A 20,489-nucleotide genomic window follows, 5' to 3' on the forward strand; every position below is an offset into this window, starting at 1 on the left:
ATAGGTCGCTTCCGCCACATCAGCAGTCAACTCCGCCGACGGGACGTCGGCAACATTTGGACGGGGTCTAATTCCGGTCTGGTTCTGGATGACTGCTGACGGGGGTGTGGCGCGAGTACCCCCGTCAGCTCCGGTTCAACTCGAACCAGACGACCTTTCCGGTGCTCAGCCGCGTCGCTCCCCACCGTCTGGCCAGTTTGTTGACCAGGATGAGCCCGCGTCCGCCCTCGTCGGTGGCCCGCGCCTGCCGCAGCCGCGGGAGCTGCGGCACGTCGTCACCGACCTCGCAGCGCAGTACGTCCGTACGCAGCAGCCGCAGGGTCACCGGCCGTGACGCGTAGCGCACGGCGTTCGTCACGACCTCGCTCACCAGCAGTTCCACGGAGTCGCTCATGTCCTCCATGCCCCAGCGGGACAGCGCCCGCCGGGCGAGCTTGCGGGCCCGCCCCGGAGCCGCGTCCTCCGGCTCCAGGTACCAGTACGCGACGTCGCTCGGCGCGATCCCGTCGAAGCGGGCGGCGAGCAGCGCGATGTCGTCGTCCCGGTCACCCGGGCCGAGCATGTCGAGCACGTCGTCGCAGAGGGCTTCCAGCGGCGGCGGATGGTCGGGCCCGGTCAGCGCCGCGGTCGCGGCGAGCCGCTCGCGCAGCTGCTCTATCCCGGTCCACACGTCCCTGAGGCGGGACTCGACCAGGCCGTCCGTGTAGAGCAGCAGGGTCGCCCCGGCGGGCGCGTCCAGCTCGACCGCCTCGAAGTCCACCCCGCCCACGCCGATGGGAGCGCCCGGCGGCACCCGCAGCACCTCGGCCCGGCCGCCCAGGTGCAGCAGGACCGGCGGAGGATGGCCCGCGTTGGCGATGGTGATCCGGTGCGAGACCGGGTCGTAGACGGCGTACAGGCAGGTCGCCATCCGGTCGGTGCCCAGCCGCTGCGCCTGCTCGTCGAGGTGGTGCAGCACCTCCTGCGGCGGCAGATCGAGCCCGGCGAGGGTCTGCGCGGTCGTCCGCAGCTGGCCCATGATGGCGGCCGAGGTCATCGAGTGGCCCATGACGTCGCCGACGACGAGGGCGACCCGGCTGCCCGGCAGCGGGATCGCGTCGTACCAGTCGCCGCCGACGCGCGCGGTCTCGGCGGCCGGCAGATAGCGGGACGCCAGCCGTACGCCCGTGGGCCTCGGCAGGGTCTCGGGCAGCATGGTGCGCTGGAGCTCGTCGGCGATGTACGCCTCGCGCCCGTACAGCACCGCCTTGTCGATGCCGAGCGCCGTGTGGGTGGCGAGCTGGGCGGCGACCAGCAGATCGTCCGCCTCGAAGGCGAGCCGCTCCGGGCGGCGCAGGAACAGCGCCGCGCCGATCACCCGGCGACGGCCGCGCAGCGGGGCCAGGATCGCGCGCTGTCCGCACGGCACGACCAGTTCGTTGCCGAGCAGCTCGGGCAGCGCCGCGCGGGCCGCGGGCGCGTCGGCGAAGACGGGCCGTACGCCGCGCAGCACCTCGGCCAGCGCGCCGCCGGGACGCACCTCGCACAGTTCGGCGGAGACCGGCGACAGCTCGACGGGCTCCAGCTGGAACGCGGGCGAGAAGCCGTTCTCCGTGTCCCGCTCCGTGGGGATCCGGTCGGTGCGCCGCAGCCGCAGCACGAGGGGCCCGGTGGGCCGCTCGTCGCCGACCGGCAGCGGGTCGCGCAGATATACCAGGATCGCGTCCGAGAAGGTCGGCACGGTCGCCCGGCAGAGGCCCATCACGATCTCGTCGAGGTCGATGCCCCGGGCGATCCGCCGGGTCGCGGCGCCCACGAAGCGCAGCCGGTCCCCGTCCCGCCGCATCGGCATCGGGCCACCGGGCGGCAGCCCCTGCCCCGTACGCCGCTCCGCGCCGCCGGCGTTCGCCTGCGGCCGCTCCTGATCGGCGCCCTGCTGGACCGGGATGCTGTCGGGGGCGGGGCGCGGGCGGTGCGGATCGGGCGCGGCTGCGGGGGACTGGGAGTGCTCGGGGCCGGGGGAGGCCGGCGGCGGCGCGCCGGTACCGGCGGAGGCTTGGGGGGCGCCAGAGGCTCCGCCCGAAGGGGTGTCGCCTGAGCGTGCCTGAACGGGCAGGGCGTTGGCCCCCGGAGTCTGGGACGGCTGTCCCGGGGTGCGCAGGAGCGCCCCGCGGGGGTCCGCGGGGGCGGCTGGCCGGCCGGCGCCGCTGTTGCGGCGCTCGTGCGAGGTGGGGTGCTCCGTCACGCGTGTCGAATCCGTCCGTCCGGGGCCGCGCGCCGTACGCGCGGTTCCTCCCGCAGCCCCGATACCCGGAATGTGTGCCCCAGGAACGGAATCTGCGCGTCGTCAGGTCCGGGCCGGTACGTTACCGGCCGGTGCGCCGCTGTGGCCCCGCCGGCCCTCGGCCCGAAAGCCGCCGCGACGTCGGGCCGGTGCGGCCGTCCGCACGCCGTACCGCCGTGGCCCTCGTACCGCTCGCTCACGTCCTGCCGCCCCTCGGTGACGTATGGTCAAGCCCGCCCCATACTGCGGGAGTTGTTCCTGCCGTGCGCCCTTGCGGAAGACGATCCTACGGTTGTACCACGGGGGCGCATCAAGGGTCTCATGAGGACACATGCGCTGGCGTACGGTCCCAGTCATCGGGCAGGGCGGGAACCGGCCACGCCGGATCGGGGCGCCAGCGCTGCCAGCCGTCACGAAAAGGCGGGCCCCAGGCGCGGATCACCTCGACCGCGTCACGCCCCGCTTCCCGTACCCTGCCCGCCAGTTGGGCGTCCATCAGGCCGGCCCGCTGAGCCTGCGCGAACTCGTCCTCGTCCAGCCAGTGCCAACTCCGGTCCGGGTGAACGGAGATGTCCAGGAAGTGGTCCTCCGAGTCGACCCCGCCCTCCCAACGGGCCAGCGGCGCCTCAAGGTTCACGTACCAGTTCTTGAAACGCCACCCCGGCTCCCAGAACAGCCACACCGACCAGGGGTCACCGGGCCGCGCCAGCTTGAGCACCCCCGTGCCGAACCAGTGGTCCCGCTGCACGGTGCGCGGCTTGGTGTAGCGGGACTCGAGCGGTTCTCCGTGCACGGGCGTGCCGTCGGCGAGCACCGGCTTCACACACTCGGTGCCCGGCGCCATCCATACCGCGAGCAGTTCCCCGTCGTCCTGTACGACGGTCACGGGGCGGCAGATGTGGAAGCCGGGGCCGGCGTTCTCCCGGTACCGCCACAGGATCTGACTTCCGGGGGCCCAGCGCGCCGTAGAACCGCCCGTTTCCGCTTCTCTCACCGCTCCACCGTCTGTCATGACCAGATATTAGGTGCCCAGGGCATACGACGCCGGGGCATCCCTCACGGTTCTCCTTACCCGGCACATGACGTTACGGAGGTGTCATCAGGCGTTTCTCCGAGAGGGAAGCGCGTTACGGACGCGTCATCCGCAGGACATCCAGCGCCTCGTCCAACTGCTCGACCGTCAGATCGCCCCGCTCCACGTACCCGGCCTCCAGGACGACCTCGCGGATCGTCTTCCGCTCCGCCAGCGACTTCTTGGCGACCTTGGCGGCCTCCTCGTACCCGATGTACTTGTTCAGCGGTGTGACGACGGACGGGGACGACTCGGCGTACTCCCGGGCCCGTTCGCGGTGCGCGACGATCCCGTCGACCGTCCGGTCGGCGAGCAGCCGGGAGACGGCCGCGAGCAGCCGTACGGACTCCAGCACGTTCTTGCCGATGACCGGCAGCATGACGTTGAGCTCGAAGTTTCCGGCCGCGCCGGCGGTGGCGACGGTCGCGTCGTTGCCGATGACCTGTGCGGCGACCATCAGTACGGCCTCGGGGATGACCGGATTCACCTTGCCGGGCATGATCGAGGACCCCGGCTGGAGATCCGGCAGGCTGATCTCGGCGAGGCCGGTACGCGGTCCGGAAGCCATCCACCGCAGGTCGTTCGCGATCTTCGTCAGTCCGACGGCGATCGTCCTGAGCTGCCCGCTGGTCTCCACGATCCCGTCGCGCGCGCCCTGCGCCTCGAAGTGGTCGCGCGCCTCGGTCAGCGGCAGCCCGGTGTCCCGGGCCACCTCCGCGATGACGGCGGCGGAGAACCCGGGCGGCGTGTTGATCCCGGTCCCCACGGCCGTCCCGCCCAGCGGCAGCTCGGCCAGCCGCGGCAGCGAGGCGTTGAGCCGCTCGACCCCGTACCGGATCTGGGCGGCGTACCCCCCGAACTCCTGCCCGAGCGTCACCGGCGTGGCGTCCATCAGGTGTGTACGCCCCGACTTCACGACGTCGGCGAACTCCTCGGACTTGCGCGTGAGCGAGGCGGCGAGGTGTTCGAGGGCCGGGATGAGGTCCCGGGTCACGGAGGCGGTGGCGGCGATGTGGATGGAGGACGGGAACACGTCGTTGCTGGACTGCGACGCGTTCACATGGTCATTGGGGTGTACGTCCCGGCCGAGCCGCTCGGTCGCGAGCGTGGCGATGACCTCGTTGGCGTTCATGTTGGACGAGGTGCCCGACCCGGTCTGGAACACGTCCACCGGGAACTCCGCGTCCCACCGCCCCTCGGCGACCTCGGCCGCCGCCTCCCGGATCGCCTCCGCGACGTCCTTCCCGACCACCCCCAGCTCACCGTTCACCTTCGCCGCGGCCGCCTTGATCCGGGCGAGGGCCTCGATGTGCGCGCGTTCGAGGCGCTGGCCGGAGATGGGGAAGTTCTCCACGGCCCGTTGCGTCTGGGCCCGCCACTTGGCGTCGGCGGGGACGCGGACTTCGCCCATGGAGTCGTGCTCGATGCGGTAGTCGGTCATGACCGGTACAGCGCGGGCGGGGGTGGGGGTGTTCCCGGGTGGGGCTGTTCGGGGAGGGTTTTCTTCGCCCCCGCCGCCCCAGACCCCGCTCCTCAAACGCCGGAGGGCTGAAAATCTTTCAGCCCGTCCGGCGTTTGAGGACGAGCGCGAAGCGCGACAGGGGGGTCTGGGGGCGCAGCCCTCAGGAACGGGACGGGAAGGGGCGGAGGGGGCGAAAAACCCCTAGCCCAGCCCCGGCCCCCGCACCGGAATCGAAGTGAACGTAGGCGCCGGCGCCGGGTCCTGGAAGAAGTCGTTGCCCTTGTCGTCCACGACGACGAACGCCGGGAAGTCCTCGACCTCGATCTTCCACACGGCCTCCATCCCGAGCTCCTCGTACTCGACGACCTCGACCTTCTTGATGCAGTCCTGGGCGAGCCGCGCGGCGGGCCCGCCGATGGACCCCAGATAGAAGCCGCCGTGCGCGTCACACGCGTTGGTGACCTGCGCCGACCGGTTCCCCTTCGCCAGCATCACCTTGGACCCGCCCGCCGCCTGGAACTGCTCGACGTAGGAGTCCATCCGCCCCGCGGTCGTCGGACCGAAGGACCCGGACGCGTACCCCTCGGGAGTCTTGGCCGGCCCGGCGTAGTACACCGGGTGGTCCTTCAGGTACTGCGGCATCTCCTCGCCCGCGTCCAGCCGCTCCTTGATCTTGGCGTGCGCGATGTCACGGGCCACGACGAGCGGCCCGGAGAGCGAGAGCCGGGTCTTCACCGGGTACTTGGTGAGCTCGGCGAGGATGTCGTCCATCGGCTGGTTGAGGTCGATCCGTACGACGCCGGAGTCCTCGTCGAGATGCTCGTCGGTCGTCTCCGGCAGGAACCGCGCCGGGTCGGTCTCCAGCTGCTCCAGGAAGACCCCCTCGGCGGTGATCTTCGCGACCGCCTGCCGGTCGGCCGAGCAGGACACCGCGATGGCGACGGGGCAGGACGCGCCGTGCCGGGGGAGGCGGACCACGCGTACGTCGTGGCAGAAGTACTTGCCGCCGAACTGCGCCCCGATCCCGATCCGCTGCGTCAGCTCGAAGACCTTCTCCTCGAGGTCCTTGTCCCGGAAGCCGTGCCCGAGCCCGGAACCCTCGGCCGGGATCTCGTCCAGGTAGTGCGCGGAGGCGTACTTCGCGGTCTTCAGGGCGTACTCCGCGCTCGTACCGCCGACCACGATCGCCAGGTGGTACGGCGGGCAGGCGGCCGTACCGAGTGAACGGATCTTCTCCTCCAGGAACTTCATCATGGAGGCCTCGTTCAGAACGGCCTTCGTCTCCTGGTAGAGGAAGCTCTTGTTCGCCGAGCCACCGCCCTTGGCCATGAAGAGGAACTTGTAGGCGCCGCCGTCCGTCGCGTACAGCTCGATCTGGGCCGGGAGGTTCGAGCCCGTGTTCTTCTCCTCCCACATGGTGAGCGGAGCCATCTGCGAGTAGCGCAGGTTCAGGTTCAGGTACGCGTCGTAGATGCCGCGCGAGAGGGCCGCCTCGTCGGAGCCCTGGGTGAGGACGTTCTGCCCGCGTTTGCCCATGACGATCGCCGTGCCGGTGTCCTGGCACATCGGGAGGACGCCCGCGGCCGCGATGTTCGCGTTCTTCAGGAGGTCGAGCGCGACGAACTTGTCGTTGCCCGACGCCTCCGGGTCGTCGATGATGCGCCGCAGCTGCGCGAGGTGGGCGGGCCGCAGATAGTGCTGGATGTCGTGGATGGCCTCGGCGGCGAGCTGCCGCAGCGCCTCCGGCTCGACCTTGAGGAACGTCCGCCCGTCGGCCTCGAAGGTGGAGACACCCTCGGAGGTCACCAGCCGGTACGGAGTGGTGTCCTCTCCCTGGGGGAGCAGATCGGTGTACGCGAACTCAGGCATCTCGCCCATTCCTCACTCGACAGACAGCGGCATGCCTCCATTGGCAGCGTCCACCAGCGTAGAACCTGCCTCGGACACCGAGCCTGTGAGGTAAGGCTCAGTTCGCCGTCCACACCCCCTAGTCGCGATCTATCGCGTTTGGGTACGCTGTGGCCGTGGACCTTCAGAAGCGCCCCGAGCCGACTGTCACCGCGTCGGCGAAGCCGGCCGAGCTCCGTGCCTCCGACGCGGACCGTGACCGGATCACCGACATCCTGCGCGACGCCCTCGCCGAGGGGCGTCTCACCGCCGAGGAGCACTCCGAGCGCGTGGAAGGGGTGCTGGCCACCAAGACGGTGGGCGAGCTGGACCAGTTCGTGCGGGACCTGCCCGCCGCCCACGGTCCCCGCGCGACGTCCGCGTACACGATCGCGCCCAACCGCCCCACGGCGGGCGCGATCCCGCTGGAGCCCGATGACAATGTGGTGGCCGTCTTCAGCGCCGCCGTCCGCAAGGGCCGCTGGCGCGCGGGCCGCCGTATCCACGCGTACGCGGTGTTCGGCAGCGTCGAGATAGACCTCAGCGAGGCGATCTTCGAGTATCCGCAGGTCGTGATCAGGGCGATCTCGGTCTTCGGCAGTGTGGACATCCGCGTCCCGGAGAACGTGTCGCTGCGCGGCGGCGGCGCCGGGGTGCTGGGCAGCTTCGAGGTGCGCACGCTCGATTCGGGTGAGCCCGAAGCGCCCGTGGTCTATGTGGACGGCCTCGCCGTACTGGGCAGCGTCGAGGCGAAGCCCAGGCGCGGCAAGCTGATCGCGGACATCCTCGGCCGCGTGACGGACCGGGTGTCGGACCGGCTGGACAAGAGTTTGCGCAAGCACCTGGACCGTTGACGCCTGGGAACCCGGCGGTTCCCGCGGCGGACCGGTCCAGCCGTGTCGGTCCGGTGTTCGTGTGGCAGCGGTGGAGAATTCCCGGGCTTCGGAACACAGTGCATAGGCGCGCGCACAGCGGGTAGGCCTTGCTGCATCGTCCCCTGGAGGGTGCTGTGGACTTCCCTCGGCGCCCGGCACGCTCGCGAAGCCGTCGTCAGGAGTAGACCGTGCTGCAACCGCCGCATCAGTCCCTGCAGGTAGCCGCCGTTCAGGCCCAGCGGGCGCCAGTGCGGGACAGGGATCAGGAAGCCCCGTGGCACACGGAGGCCGTGTGCCGACGGGACGAGGCAGGCCTGTTCTTCGCGCCTTCCAAGGAACCCACCGCGGCCCGCCTGTCCCGTGAGGAGGCGGCGAAGCGCGTCTGCGCCCGCTGTCCCGTGATGGTCGAATGCCGGGAACACGCGCTCCTGCAACCGGAGCCGTACGGCGTGTGGGGCGGCCTCACCGCCGCCGAGCGCCGCGTGGTCCTCGCCCGCCGCAGGCGCCGCGACGTCGAACTCCAGAAGGCCGCCCGCTCGACGGGACCGATAGCGGCGGCCGGCTAGCCCGGAGCACACGGGAGAGCCGGCCTGCGGAGCACACGGAAAGGGGCGCCCCCCGCACAAGGGGCGCCCCTTTCCCGTACGTGCCTGACGGCGGAGGCTACTTCCCCCGGTCGAAGTCGATCGCGCTGTACGCCCGCAGCTTGCTCAGCCGGTGCTCCGACGTGATCTGCCGGACCGTTCCGGACTTGGAGCGCATGACGATCGACTCGGTCGTGGCGGTCTCGGCGCGATACCGGACCCCGCGCAGCAGCTCGCCGTCCGTGATGCCGGTGGCGACGAAGAAGACGTTCTCGCCGGAGACCAGGTCGTCCGTGTAGAGGACGCGGTCGAGGTCGTGGCCCGCGTCGAGCGCCCGCGCCTTCTCCTCGTCGTCCTTGGGCCACAACTTGCCCTGGATGGTGCCGCCCAGGCACTTCACGGCGCAGGCCGAGATGATGCCCTCGGGGGTGCCGCCGATGCCGAGCAGCAGGTCGATGCCGGTGCCCTCGCGCAGGGCCAGGATCGAGCCCGCGACGTCGCCGTCGGAGATCAGCTTGATCCGGGCGCCCGTCTCGCGGATCTCCTTGATGATCCCGTCGTGCCGCGGCCGGTCGAGGATGACGACCGTGACGTCCTCGGGCGAGGACCTCTTCGCCTTGGCGACCCGGCGGATGTTCACCGAGACGGGGGCGTTGATGTCGACGAAGTCGGCGGCGTCCGGGCCGGTGACCAGTTTGTCCATGTAGAAGACCGCGGACGGGTCGAACATGGTGCCGCGGTCGGCTGCTGCGAGCACGGCGATCGCGTTCGTCATGCCCTTCGCGGTGAGCGTGGTCCCGTCGATCGGGTCGACGGCGATGTCGACCTCGGCGCCGGTCCCGTCACCGACGCGCTCTCCGTTGAAGAGCATCGGGGCCTCGTCCTTCTCACCCTCACCGATGACGACGACGCCGTTCATCGAGACGGTGGAGACGAGGGTCCGCATGGCGCGCACAGCGGCACCGTCGGCGCCGAGCTTGTCGCCGCGGCCGACCCAGCGGCCCGCGGCCATCGCGGCCGCTTCGGTGACCCGGACGAGTTCCAGGGCGAGATTTCGGTCGGGGGCCTCTGCGGGGACCTCGAGTTCGGAGGGCAGATGATGCTCGGTCATCGAGACGCACCTTTCTGATACGACGACGGCCGGATGAGGGTATGGCCCCGACTCTATCTCCAGGCCGACAAAATGAGCAGGGGACCCCACGGATGAGCAGGCCAGGGCGCCTGCGACGATAGAGGCGTGGCAGGTACCAATGGCAGGCAGTCGATCCGGGGCATGGTTCTTTCCCTGGGCATCATCACGCTCGCGGCAGGCGTCATCTACGTCTTCATCCCGCACGACGACTCCGAACCCGAGCTCAAGCGCGTCGACTACCGCGTCGAGCTGCTCACGGCTCGTCGCGCGGCGAGCTATCCCGTGGCGGCGCCCGAGGGGCTGCCCGCGGAGTGGAAGGCGACGTCGGTGCGGTACGACGGCTCGGAGTTCGACGCCTGGCACCTGGGCTACCACGACCCCGAGGGCCAGTACGTGGCGGTCGAGCAGTCCACCGAGAAGCCGGCCGCGTTCATCTCGACGGCCAGCCAGGGCGCCGAGGAGACGAAGGCCACCCAGCGCATAGGCGACCGGACGTGGCAGCGGTACGAGGGTGAGCAGTACGACGCCCTCGTGCTCAAGGAGGCCGGCTCCACGACGGTGGTGACCGGAACGGCGTCGTTCGGACAGCTGACGAAGATGGCGCAGGCCCTGAAGACGACCTGATCAGCGGGCATGGGGAGGGCCCCGGTGACATGTCACCGGGGCCCTCCCCATGCCCTTGCCCACAGTCGGCTCAGACGGTCGTGATGACCTGGTCGCTCTCCAGGCGCGGCGAACGCGGGAACCACGCGTCCTCGCCCGGGCGGCCGATGTTGACGACCATCAGCGGGGCGTGGTCGTCGTCCAGGAACTCCTTCTGGACGCCGGCGGAGTCGAAGCCGGTCATCGGGCCCGCGGCCAGGCCGGCGGCGCGGACGCCGATGATGAAGTACGCGGACTGGAGGGCGGCGTTCAGGCGGGCCGACTGCTCGCGGGCCTCGCGGGAGCCGCCGAACAGGTCCTTGGCGCCGGGGAAGTGCGGGAAGAGCTGCGGCAGCTCCTCGTGGAACTCGTTGTCGGCGGAGAGGATCGCGACCAGCGGGGCGGTGGCCGTCTTCGGGCGGTTGCCCTCGGACATGAGGCCGACGAGGCGCTCGCGGGCCTCGGCGGAGCGGACCAGGGTGATCCGCAGCGGCGACTGGTTCATGGAGGTCGGGCCGTACTTGACCAGGTCGTAGATCGCCTGCACCTGCTCCTCGGTCACCGGCTCGTCGGTGAAGGTGTTCGCGGTGCGGGCCTCGCGGAACAGCAGGTCCTGTGCGGCGGAGTCAAGAACGAGAGACATGGTTGAACCTTCTCGGGACGTGCGTCGGATCCGGGTGATCGGCTGACAGTGTCGACACTAGAACAGCAATGTTCAAGTTTCAACTAAAAGCGGGGTGTCGTGATCCGCTTCACAGGTCCCGGTGTTGTCCCGCCCGAGCGCCGGGCTACTCGGACTCGGTGTCCTCGCTGCCGTCCCCGGCTCCCTCGCCGTCCTCCCCGGCCAGAGCGGCGTCCAGCCGGGCCCGCGCACCCTCCAGCCAGCGCCGGCACACCTTCGCCAGTTCCTCGCCCCGCTCCCAGAGCGCGAGGGACTCCTCCAAGGTCGTACCGCCCGCCTCCAGCCGGCGTACGACCTCGATCAGCTCGTCCCGCGCCTGCTCGTACCCGAGCGCTTCGTCCACCTTGCTGGTCATGCGCCCACCCTATGCATCGACTCGGACGGAGAACTCACCCTCGGCGACCCGCGCGCGCAGCGGCTCGTCCGCCGTCACCTCGGCGGGGTCCCTGACCACATGGCCGTCGGCCCGCTGGAGCACGGCGTAACCCCGCTGGAGCGTCGCCGCGGGGGAGAGGGCCACCACGCGCGCGTGGGTGTGCGTCAACTCCGAGACCGCGCGGTCCAGGAGATGGCCCAGGGTGCGCCGGCCGCGGTCGAGGAGCGAGGCGACGTGGTCCGCCCGCTCGTCGATCATCCGGTGCGGATCCTCTATCGAGGGCCGGGCCAGCGCGTGCGCCAGGCCACGCTCCTCGCGGTCGATGAAGGCGTGGACGCTGCGCCGCGCCCGGTCCCGCAGCAGCCGCACCCGCTCGTACTCCTCGCCGACGTCCGGCACGACCTTCTTGGCGGCGTCGGTCGGCGTGGACGCGCGCAGGTCGGCCACGTAGTCGAGGAGCGGGGTGTCGGGTTCGTGTCCGATGGCCGACACGACGGGAGTACGGCAGGCCGCGACCGCCCGTACCAACTGCTCGTCCGAGAACGGCAGCAGATCCTCCACGCTGCCGCCGCCGCGCGCCACGATGATCACGTCGACGTCGTCCCGCGCGTCGAGATCCTGCACGGCCCGCACGACCTGCGGCACGGCGTGCACGCCCTGTACGGCGACGTTGCGCACCTCGAAGCGGACCGCCGGCCAGCGGTGCCGCGCGTTCTCCAGCACGTCCCGCTCGGCCGCGGACGCCCGCCCGCACACCAGCCCGATGAGCTGCGGCAGGAAGGGCAGGGCTTTCTTGCGCTCTGCCGCGAACAGCCCCTCGGCCGTCAGCGACTTCTTCAACTGCTCCAGGCGGGCGAGCAGTTCACCCACTCCCACCGGCTTCATCTCGGTGGCCCGCAGCGACAACTGCCCCCGTGGCGCATACCACTCGGGCTTCGCGAGTACGACCACACGGGCGCCCTCGGTCACCACGTCTGCCACCGCGTCGAACACCTGGCGGTAGCAGGTCACGCTCACGGAGATGTCGTGCGACGGGTCGCGCAGCGTCAGGAAGACGACCCCCGCGCCCGGGCGCCGCGACAACTGGGTGATCTGCCCCTCGACCCACACCGCGCCGAGCCGGTCGATCCATCCCCCGATGAGCCGCGACACCTCGCCGACGGGCAGCGGGGCGTCCGCGGACGTGTTGAGAGCCATGTCGCGAGCGTAGCCGCAGGCTCGGACAACGCGGCCGCACGATCCGGCACGGCGGGGGCCGGCGTCCTGAACCCGGGCCACCTGCCTCTGGCCCACCCAAGTCGGCGGCTCGTCCAGGACCCGCTGGGGACGGCGGTTTGCCTGTGGCTCACCGGGACCAGCGGCTTCACCAGGAGCCGCCGGGGACGAGAGGTTTGCCTGTGGCCCGCCGGGACCAGCGGCTTGTCCAGGAGCCGCCGGGGACGAGCGGTTTGCCTGTGGCCCGCCGGGACCAGCGGCTCGTCCAGGAGCCGCCGGGGACCAGCGGTTCGCCTGAGGCCCACCGGGGACCGTCGGCCGTCCCCCTCGGTTACCCGGTTTCCTCGCCACCCCGGCCGCGCTGCACCACCAGCACCACGAGTCCCACCGCCAGCCAGATCGCGCCGACCACCTGGGCCGTGCCCGAGGCCTCGACGATCACGGCGACGGTGATCGCGGCGCCGACGACGGGGATCAGGATGTGCCGCCACCACACGAGAGGCCCGCCCCGCCGGCGTACGGCGAACCAGCCCACCACGCTCGCGTGCAGCAGCGTGAAGGCGGTCAGCGCGCCGATGTTGACGACCGACACCAGGCGGTCGAGTCCGTCGTCGCGCCGGGCCGCCCAGACCGCGGCGACCAGCGTGATGAGCGCCGCGCACAGGAGGGCCGGCCTCGGTACGCCGGCGTCGGTCCTCGAAAGGAACCTCGGCAGCCGCCGGCCGCGGGCCATGGCGAACACGAGACGGCCCGCCGCGGCCTGCCCGGCGAGCGCCGCGAACGCCGCTCCGATCGCCTTGCTCAAGGCCACCAGGTCGTGCAGCCAGGTCCCGACGGAGGCGTCCACGGCGTCGTAGAAGGCCGATCCCTGCATCCCGGGGTCGGCGGCGAGCCGCGCGGACGTCGTCGGCTCGAGGAGCGCCACCAGGTAGGTCTGCGCCACGAACAGCACCCCCGCCAGCGCCAGGCAGAACAGCACCGCCCTGGCCACCTTCTCCGAACCGCCCGTGACCTCCTCCGCGAAGGAGGCGATCGCGTCGAAGCCCAGATACGACAGGACGGCGATCGACACCGCGCCGATGACCGCCGACAGCGCGAACGCCCCCTGGGTGCCGTCACCGGACAGCGGTGACAGCCAGCCGCGCTGGGCCCCGTCGCGCGCGAGTACGACGACCGCGGAGACGACGAAGACAAGGAGGACCACGATCTCCATCGCGAGCACCAGGAAACCGATCCGCGCCGCGGCCCGTACGCCCCACAGGTTCAGCAGTGTCGTGATGACCACGGCGAGTGCCGTCCACACCCACCGGGACACCTCCGGGACCAGGGAGTTCATCGCGATCCCGGAGAAGAGGTACGCCACCGCCGGGATGAGCAGATAGTCGAGCATCGCCATCCACCCGGCGACGAACCCGGCCTCTTTTCCGAGCCCCACGCGCGCGTAGGCGAACACCGAGCCCGCCTGCGGGACCACGCGGACCATCTGCGCGTAGCTGAAAGCGGTGAACGCCATCGCGACGGTGGCGACGACGTAGACCAGCGCGACGGCCCCGTGCGACTTCGCGTCGAGGGTCCCGAAGATGCCGACGGGTGCCATGGGGGCGATGAACAGCAGCCCGTAGACCACCAGATCCCGGAAACCGAGACTGCGCCGCAGCCCGCGTTCCCCACCAGCATCGCCGGCACCACTGGTGTCACCGGCCGAGGTCTCCGTGTCGGACATCCATGCCTCCCGAGAGTCGCGACTGGCCCCGCCCCTTCCAGTTCCCGACCAGTCTCCCCAAGGAGGCGATCTTTGACCTGTCGAGCGCGGCCTTACGATGGGACGCATGACTGCTTCGCCTGGCCGCCGTGTCCTGCTCGCCGCCCCCCGGGGCTACTGCGCGGGTGTGGACCGCGCCGTGATCGCCGTCGAGAAGGCCCTTGAGCAGTACGGGGCCCCGATCTATGTCCGCCACGAGATCGTCCACAACAAGTACGTCGTACGCACCCTGGAAAAGAAGGGTGCGATCTTCGTCGAGCAGACCGCGGAGGTCCCCGAGGGGTCCATCGTCATGTTCTCGGCGCACGGCGTCGCCCCGGTCGTCCACGACCAGGCCGCGGCCGGAAAGCTCGCCACCATCGACGCGACCTGCCCGCTGGTCACCAAGGTCCACAAGGAAGCCGTCCGCTTCGCCAAGGAGGACTACGACATCCTCCTGATCGGGCACGAGGGCCACGAGGAAGTCATCGGCACGTCCGGTGAGGCGCCCGAGCACATCACCCTGGTCGACGGCCCCTCGGACGTCGCCAAGGTCGAGGTCCGCGACCCCTCCAAGGTGGTCTGGCTCTCCCAGACCACGCTGTCGGTCGACGAGACCATGGAGACGGTCGACGCCCTCAAGGAGAAGTTCCCGCAGCTCATCTCCCCGCCCAGCGACGACATCTGCTACGCCACGCAGAACCGCCAGATCGCCGTGAAGAAGCTCGCCGAGGACGCCCAGCTGGTGATCGTGGTCGGCTCGAAGAACTCCTCGAACTCGATCCGGATGGTCGAGGTCGCCCTCGACGCGGGCGCGCCCAAGGCACACCTGGTGGACTTCGCCTCCGAGATCGACGAGACCTGGCTGGAGGGCGTCGACACCGTCGGCCTGACCTCCGGCGCCTCGGTCCCGGACGTGCTGGTGGAGGAAGTACTGGAATGGCTGGGCGCGCGTGGCTACGGAGACGTGGAGACGGTGAAGACGGCCGAGGAGTCCATCACCTTCTCGCTGCCGAAGGAACTGCGCCGCGATCTGCGCGCGGAGGCGGCGGCCCTGGTCGCGGAGCGCACCGGCGAGAAGTGACCGACCGGCGGTCGCACCGGCTCCGGACGTGAAGGTACCGGGGCCGTGCGCCGTCGGGGAAGTGACTGTCAGTGGCAGGACGTAACGTGGGTCCATGCAGATCTTTGGTGTGGACATCGGCGGTTCCGGGATCAAGGGCGCTCCTGTGGACCTGGACCGCGGCGAATTGACGGAGGAGCGCTTCAAGGTGCTCACACCGCATCCCGCGACGCCTGACGCGGTGGCCGACGGCGTGCGGGACGTCGTCGCCCACTTCGACTGGACGGGCCCGGTCGGCATCACGTTCCCCGGTGTGGTCACCGGCGAGGCCACCATCCGTACGGCCGCAAATGTCGACAAGGACTGGATCGACACCGACGCGCGCGCCCTGCTCAGCGGCAGGCTCGGCGGCCTTCCGGTGACGGTGCTGAACGACGCGGACGCGGCGGGCGTCGCAGAGATGCAGTTCGGCGCGGGCCGCGACCACCAGGGCACGGTCATCCTGCTCACCTTCGGCACCGGCATCGGCAGCGCGCTCTTCATCGACGGCACCCTCGTCCCGAACACGGAGCTGGGCCACCTGGAGCTCGGCGGTCACGAGGCCGAGAAGCGTGCCTCCACCAAGGCCAAGGACGACCACGAGCTCACCTGGGAGCACTGGGCGCGCCGGGTCACGAAGTACCTCGCCCACCTGGAGATGCTCTTCTCGCCCGAGCTCTTCATCATCGGCGGGGGTGTCAGCCGCAAGTCCGAGAAGTTCCTGCCCCTGATCGAGGACATCAAGGCGGAGATCGTTCCGGCGCAGCTCCAGAACAACGCGGGGATCGTGGGCGCGGCGATGCGGGCGGCGAAGGCTTCGTAGGCGCTTCGCGGGGCTTGTCGGAGGAGAAGCCGGGCCTGTTGCGGGGCACGTCGGGGACAGCCGGGCCTTGCGGTTGGGAGCGCGATGGGAACGCCCGGCGGACGACGCCGGGCCCTGTCGAGTTGTCGCTCGGGGCGGGCCGTACAGGGCTGTTGCTCAGGCCCGGTCCGTACCCGGCTGTCGCTCAGGCCGGACGCCGCCGGGCCGGGGCCTGTGCCGCCCTGCGCTGCGCGGCCCGGCGGCTCATGAGCCGAGCCTTCCGTACGGTCGCGATGAGCCCCGCGATCAGCGTCCCCCCGTACAGCCAGCCCGCCTCTACGGCGAGTGCGGTGACGAGCCCCATCAGCCGTCCCCCGATCCCGCCTCCGTTGTCGCCGGCGACCGGCAGCAGCCCGAAGGCGAAGGCGATCGGGACGACGACCGGCGCGGTGACGAGGTCCCCGCGCCGCACCCACACCGCGGTCAGCGCGCAGACCGGCAGGAACAGCACCCCGTAGACCACCAGGGACGCCCCGAACAGCAGCTGGTCCAGGCAGCCGAGGGCGAACATCAGCGCACCGCAGAACAGCCCGCTGCCCAGCCCGGTGAGCCGGGGGTTCGGCATCCGCCGTACCGCCTGGACGACCGGCGGAGCGGGCCGCCGGGCGGTCGCCGTGCCCCGCCGGACCGCGCCGGCCGCACCCCGCCCGGCCTGCGAGGGAAAGGGCGCACCGCGTCGCGGTCCGTGCTGCTGTCCGGGCTGAGGGGGACGCGTCCTGTGTTGCTCCACTGGATCAACTTAGGTCGTTTTATGTGTGGAATAGGCCTTCAGACACGCCGTAGAGCCGACCTTGGGCAAGCGTTCGATACGTCGCCGGTGCGGGATCCCGCACGCCGTAGACTGGTGGATCGGCCCGCGCTCTCCCGGGGGCCCTCGCCCATCCTCACGTACGGGAAGTCGCAACGTGTCGCTCACGATCGGAATCGTCGGTCTGCCCAACGTCGGCAAGTCGACCATGTTCAACGCCCTGACCAAGAACGACGTGCTCGCGGCCAACTACCCGTTCGCCACGATCGAGCCGAACGTCGGCGTGGTCGGCGTGCCCGACACGCGGCTGACGAAGCTGGCCGAGATCTTCAGCTCGCAGAAGGTCCTGCCCGCCACCGTCGACTTCGTCGACATCGCCGGCATCGTGAAGGGTGCCTCCGAGGGTGAGGGCCTGGGCAACAAGTTCCTCGCGAACATCCGCGAGTCGGACGCGATCTGCCAGGTCATCCGCGCCTTCAAGGACGAGAACGTCGTACACGTCGACGGCAAGGTCTCGCCCAAGGACGACATCGAGACGATCAACACCGAGCTGATCCTCGCGGACCTCCAGACGATCGAGAAGGTTCTGCCGCGCCTCCAGCGGGAGTCGCGGATCAAGAAGGACATCGGCCCGAAGGTCGCCGCGGTCGAGGCGGCCCAGGCCATCCTGGAGAAGGGCGAGACCCTCTTCTCCGCGGGCATCGTCCAGGGCTCCGGCAACGAGAAGCTGCTGCACGACCTGCACCTGCTCACCACCAAGCCGTTCCTGTACGTCTTCAACGTCGACGAGGACGAGCTGGTCGACGACGAGTTCAAGGCCGAGCAGCGCGCCCTGGTCGCCCCCGCCGAGGCGATCTTCCTCAACGCCAAGCTGGAGGCGGACCTCGCCGAGCTCGACGAGGAGGAAGCGATGGAGCTCCTGGAGTCGGTGGGCGTCGAGGAGCCCGGCATGGCCACCCTGGCCCGAGTCGGCTTCGACACCCTCGGTCTCCAGACCTACCTGACGGCCGGCCCGAAGGAATCCCGCGCCTGGACCATCAAGAAGGGCGCCACCGCCCCCGAGGCCGCCGGAGTCATCCACACCGACTTCCAGAAGGGCTTCATCAAGGCCGAGGTCATCTCCTTCGCCGACCTCGTCGAGACCGGCTCGGTCGCCGAGGCCCGCGCCAAGGGCAAGGCCCGCATGGAGGGCAAGGACTACGTCATGCAGGACGGCGACGTGGTGGAGTTCCGCTTCAACGTGTGATCGCATCATCGCTGTACGTCAATGCGACTCGTTTGACGTGCGGGTCCGGGGTCGAGCTGTCTCGTGAGCTCGGCCCCTTGGTCGTTCCCAAAGGGCCCGCTCACGGTGGGTGGTTGGCGCTTTCGGTACCGGTGAACCACGGGTCGCGAGCACCGGCGTATCGGCGCCGACGGGTCGGCACCCGCCGTGTCCGGCTGTCTCCTGAGTCCAGCTACGCGCCTGTTCTCTCCGGGAGTACGCCGTCCGTCGACAGGCGCTACATTCACCGGGCGGAACCGTCCGGCCATGTGGCCCCGTGTGGTGCGCCTAGCCGGACGGGTCGTACCGGATGGGGATGGTGGATGGGAATGGGGCGGATCGCGGGCCACTTGCCAGGACCCGGTTCTCGTACCGTTCAGCACTGGATTCAACCGATCATGGGTGGCGATGGAAGACCAAGCGGTGCGTGAATCCCCTTCCCGAGCCGGGCCCGCGTTACCGGTGCGGGGCAGGGGTCTTCCCGCACGCGCGGGCCTGGTGGCCGCCGCGACCGCCCGGCTGCGCCTGCTGTCGCGGTGGTGGGAAGCACGCCCCACCGCCGTCAAGGACCGCGAGTTCGCGCTCGTCTTCACGGTGCTGTCGTTCACGTCCCCGCTGTCGCGGATCGGGGCGCAGTTCGGCGACCTACCCGTTCACGGCGTCTCCGTCGCGAGCGTGCTCCTGACGCTGGGTCAGACCCTGCCGCTCATGGTGCGGACCCGGTGGCCGGCCGCCTGCCTCGCGGTGGTGGGCACGTCGTTCGCGGTCCACCAGTCCCTCGGCTGCCCCCCGACCTTCGGCAGCCTGGGTCTGTACATCGCGCTGTACTCCGTGGGTGCCCACCAGGATCGCCTCCGGCGGGCCGTACCACTGGCGGCTACGGGCGGATACGTGCTCTTCGGCGTCGCCCTGCACGCGCTGGGCTCACCCGCCGGCTTGACCGACTACCTGCTCTACTACATGGTCCTGGCGGCGGTGTGGGGACTGGGCGCCCTGGTCCGCAGGCAGCGGGGCCAGGAGGCCGCGCGTCGGCACCTGTCCGCGCAGGTGGCCATCGCCGTCGAACGCAGCCGTATGGCAAGGGAGTTGCACGACGTGGTGACCCACCATGTGACCGCGATGGTCGTCCAGGCCGGCGCGGCTCAGTACCTCACCGAGTCGCCTGACCGGCTCAGCGACGCCCTCGAAGCCATCAACGGCACCGGCCGCCGCGCACTGGCCGAACTCCGTTTCCTCCTCGGCGTGCTGGAGGCGACCGGCGAGTCGGAGCCCGAGGGGCGGACGCCGATGCCGGGCCGGGTGGCTGATCTGGTGGAGCAGACACGCGGGGGTGGCCAGCCCATCGAGCTGGTCGAGGAGGGGCAGCAGCCGGCCACGGCCATAGGCGCCCGACTCGCGGCCTATCGCATCGTTCAGGAATCCCTCACGAACGCCGTGAAGTACGCCGCCGGCCACCAGACTCTCGTACGCCTCGCGCACACCCCCGACTGGACGGAGGTCGAGGTCACCACCGCGGGCAGGGCCGACGACAGGCCCGAGTCCGCCGCCCTCCGCGACGGCGGACCGCACATCTCGGGCGGCCGGGGCCTGACCGGGCTGCGGGAACGGGTGGAGATGCTGGGCGGCGAGTTCGCGGCAGGGGCCCGCCCGGAAGGCGGGTTCCGCGTGCACGCGCGCATACCCACAGGAGGTGCCGCGTGAGTGTTCCGACCGCTGCGATCAGGGTGCTGATCTGCGAGGACCAGGCCCTCGTGCGCGCCGGCTTCGTCACGATCCTCTCCGCCCAGCCCGACATCGAGGTCGTGGGGGAGGCGACGGACGGCCGGGCCGCGATCCGCGCCGCGGAGGAGCTGAAGCCGGATGTCATCGTCATGGACATCCGGATGCCCCTGCTCGACGGGATCGAGGCCACGCGCCACCTGGCCGGCCCCGCATCCCTCAGCCCCGCGAAGATCCTCATCGTCACCACCTTCAACGTCGACGAGTACGTGTACGAGTCCCTGCGTGCCGGGGCCAGCGGCTTCCTGTTGAAGGACGCCGCGCCGGCCGAACTGATCAACGCCGTACGCACCGTCGCCCGCGGTGAGGCCCTGCTGGCCCCCGCCGTCACCCGCGCCCTGATCGGCCGTCACGCCGAACGCCTGCGCCCCGCCGCCACTCCCGCCTCCCGCGACCGCGAACGCCTCAAGGCCCTCACCGGCCGCGAGCACGAGGTTCTCCTGCTGATCAGCGAGGGCCTGTCGAACGCCGAAATAGCCGCCGTGATGGTCATCAGCCCCGAGACCGTCAAGACCTACGTCTCCCGCATCCTCACCAAACTGGATCTTCGTGATCGCGTCCAGGCGGTGGTCCTGGCCTACCGGGCCGGCTTGGCAGGGGACGGCGACCGGACCTGAACGACCGGAAACCCTGTTCGGTGGACGGTCCTTCAGCGAGCGGGCGCACGGGTGCAGCGTGAGTTCGGTGGCGGGGACCCGTGGCTGCCGGGTCAGGACAGTGCGCGCGTCCCCTCGGAGCGGAGCTGGCCGCGGGTGTAGAGGCGCCCATTGCGTTGGGCCGAGCGCAGGAACATGACCGTGGGG

18 protein-coding genes are annotated in these 20,489 nt (G+C 70.6%); 8 read left to right on the forward strand and 10 right to left on the reverse strand.

The genetic code is table 11. The features are described from left to right. Window positions 1-124 precede the first annotated feature (124 nt). The 4 genes from ACIBLC_RS33130 to ACIBLC_RS33145 all read right to left on the reverse strand — a co-directional run bounded on the left by ACIBLC_RS33130 (window position 125) and on the right by ACIBLC_RS33145 (window position 6,666). On the reverse strand, window positions 125-2,224 hold the full coding sequence (locus tag ACIBLC_RS33130; RefSeq protein ID WP_399215048.1) for a SpoIIE family protein phosphatase: 2,100 nt from the start codon (window positions 2,222-2,224) through the stop codon (window positions 125-127). Window positions 2,225-2,582: 358 nt separating this feature from the next. Next, window positions 2,583-3,275 carry a DUF402 domain-containing protein gene (locus tag ACIBLC_RS33135; protein WP_399215049.1) on the reverse strand — a complete coding sequence of 231 codons (693 nt, stop codon included), beginning with the start codon at window positions 3,273-3,275 and terminating at the stop codon, window positions 2,583-2,585. Window positions 3,276-3,390: 115 nt separating this feature from the next. Next, on the reverse strand, window positions 3,391-4,776 hold the full coding sequence (locus tag ACIBLC_RS33140) for a class II fumarate hydratase (RefSeq protein WP_399215050.1): 1,386 nt from the start codon (window positions 4,774-4,776) through the stop codon (window positions 3,391-3,393). Window positions 4,777-4,998: 222 nt separating this feature from the next. Further along, window positions 4,999-6,666: a fumarate hydratase gene (locus ACIBLC_RS33145; protein ID WP_399215051.1), complete on the reverse strand. Its 1,668-nt coding sequence runs from the start codon at window positions 6,664-6,666 to the stop codon at window positions 4,999-5,001. Window positions 6,667-6,821: 155 nt separating this feature from the next. Between ACIBLC_RS33145 and ACIBLC_RS33150 the strand changes: the two genes are divergently transcribed. After that, the gene (locus ACIBLC_RS33150; RefSeq protein WP_399215052.1) at window positions 6,822-7,538 is read left to right on the forward strand and encodes a DUF1707 domain-containing protein; all 717 of its coding nucleotides are present in this window, start codon (window positions 6,822-6,824) and stop codon (window positions 7,536-7,538) included. A 209-nt stretch (window positions 7,539-7,747) separates the two neighbouring features. Further along, entirely contained in the window at window positions 7,748-8,125 is a 378-nt protein-coding gene (locus tag ACIBLC_RS33155) for a WhiB family transcriptional regulator (protein WP_399215053.1), read from the forward strand. Between the two features lie 97 nt (window positions 8,126-8,222). On the opposite strand, the gene glpX is transcribed toward ACIBLC_RS33155, so the two are convergent. Continuing rightward, on the reverse strand, window positions 8,223-9,254 hold the full coding sequence (glpX, locus tag ACIBLC_RS33160) for a class II fructose-bisphosphatase (protein ID WP_399215054.1): 1,032 nt from the start codon (window positions 9,252-9,254) through the stop codon (window positions 8,223-8,225). Window positions 9,255-9,380: 126 nt separating this feature from the next. Here glpX and ACIBLC_RS33165 point away from each other — a divergent pair, with 126 nt between their 5' ends. Then, window positions 9,381-9,899 (forward strand): DUF4245 domain-containing protein, encoded by a 519-nt coding sequence (locus ACIBLC_RS33165; protein ID WP_399215055.1) that lies wholly within the window; start codon window positions 9,381-9,383, stop codon window positions 9,897-9,899. Window positions 9,900-9,969: 70 nt separating this feature from the next. Here the strand turns inward: ACIBLC_RS33165 and ACIBLC_RS33170 are convergent, their stop codons facing one another. The 4 genes from ACIBLC_RS33170 to ACIBLC_RS33185 form a co-directional block, all read right to left on the reverse strand. After that, window positions 9,970-10,560: a malonic semialdehyde reductase gene (locus ACIBLC_RS33170; RefSeq protein ID WP_399215056.1), complete on the reverse strand. Its 591-nt coding sequence runs from the start codon at window positions 10,558-10,560 to the stop codon at window positions 9,970-9,972. 145 nt (window positions 10,561-10,705) lie between these two features. Further along, the gene (locus tag ACIBLC_RS33175) at window positions 10,706-10,954 is read right to left on the reverse strand and encodes an exodeoxyribonuclease VII small subunit (protein ID WP_399215057.1); all 249 of its coding nucleotides are present in this window, start codon (window positions 10,952-10,954) and stop codon (window positions 10,706-10,708) included. 9 nt (window positions 10,955-10,963) lie between these two features. Then, window positions 10,964-12,172 (reverse strand): exodeoxyribonuclease VII large subunit, encoded by a 1,209-nt coding sequence (gene xseA, locus ACIBLC_RS33180; protein ID WP_399215059.1) that lies wholly within the window; start codon window positions 12,170-12,172, stop codon window positions 10,964-10,966. A 349-nt stretch (window positions 12,173-12,521) separates the two neighbouring features. After that, a complete protein-coding gene (locus tag ACIBLC_RS33185) occupies window positions 12,522-13,913 on the reverse strand; it encodes an APC family permease (RefSeq protein WP_399215060.1) in 1,392 nt (463 codons plus the stop codon). A 97-nt stretch (window positions 13,914-14,010) separates the two neighbouring features. Between ACIBLC_RS33185 and ACIBLC_RS33190 the strand changes: the two genes are divergently transcribed. Further along, window positions 14,011-15,015 (forward strand): 4-hydroxy-3-methylbut-2-enyl diphosphate reductase, encoded by a 1,005-nt coding sequence (locus tag ACIBLC_RS33190; RefSeq protein ID WP_399215061.1) that lies wholly within the window; start codon window positions 14,011-14,013, stop codon window positions 15,013-15,015. Between the two features lie 94 nt (window positions 15,016-15,109). Continuing rightward, entirely contained in the window at window positions 15,110-15,856 is a 747-nt protein-coding gene (ppgK, locus tag ACIBLC_RS33195) for a polyphosphate--glucose phosphotransferase (protein ID WP_399215062.1), read from the forward strand. A 184-nt stretch (window positions 15,857-16,040) separates the two neighbouring features. On the opposite strand, the gene ACIBLC_RS33200 is transcribed toward ppgK, so the two are convergent. Continuing rightward, window positions 16,041-16,460 carry a DUF6542 domain-containing protein gene (locus ACIBLC_RS33200; RefSeq protein ID WP_399215063.1) on the reverse strand — a complete coding sequence of 140 codons (420 nt, stop codon included), beginning with the start codon at window positions 16,458-16,460 and terminating at the stop codon, window positions 16,041-16,043. A 340-nt stretch (window positions 16,461-16,800) separates the two neighbouring features. Between ACIBLC_RS33200 and ychF the strand changes: the two genes are divergently transcribed. From ychF to ACIBLC_RS33215, 3 genes are all read left to right on the forward strand, one after another. After that, window positions 16,801-17,889 carry a redox-regulated ATPase YchF gene (gene ychF / locus ACIBLC_RS33205; RefSeq protein ID WP_399215064.1) on the forward strand — a complete coding sequence of 363 codons (1,089 nt, stop codon included), beginning with the start codon at window positions 16,801-16,803 and terminating at the stop codon, window positions 17,887-17,889. Window positions 17,890-18,330: 441 nt separating this feature from the next. Next, window positions 18,331-19,608, forward strand: coding sequence for a sensor histidine kinase (locus ACIBLC_RS33210; RefSeq protein WP_399215065.1), 1,278 nt, complete (start codon window positions 18,331-18,333; stop codon window positions 19,606-19,608). Beyond that, the gene (locus ACIBLC_RS33215; RefSeq protein ID WP_399215066.1) at window positions 19,605-20,303 is read left to right on the forward strand and encodes a response regulator; all 699 of its coding nucleotides are present in this window, start codon (window positions 19,605-19,607) and stop codon (window positions 20,301-20,303) included. Before ACIBLC_RS33210 ends, ACIBLC_RS33215 begins: the two co-directional genes overlap by 4 nt. Window positions 20,304-20,489: the final 186 nt, after the last annotated feature.

This window comes from Streptomyces sp. NPDC050535, assembly GCF_044457665.1.
Classification (GTDB): domain Bacteria; phylum Actinomycetota; class Actinomycetes; order Streptomycetales; family Streptomycetaceae; genus Streptomyces.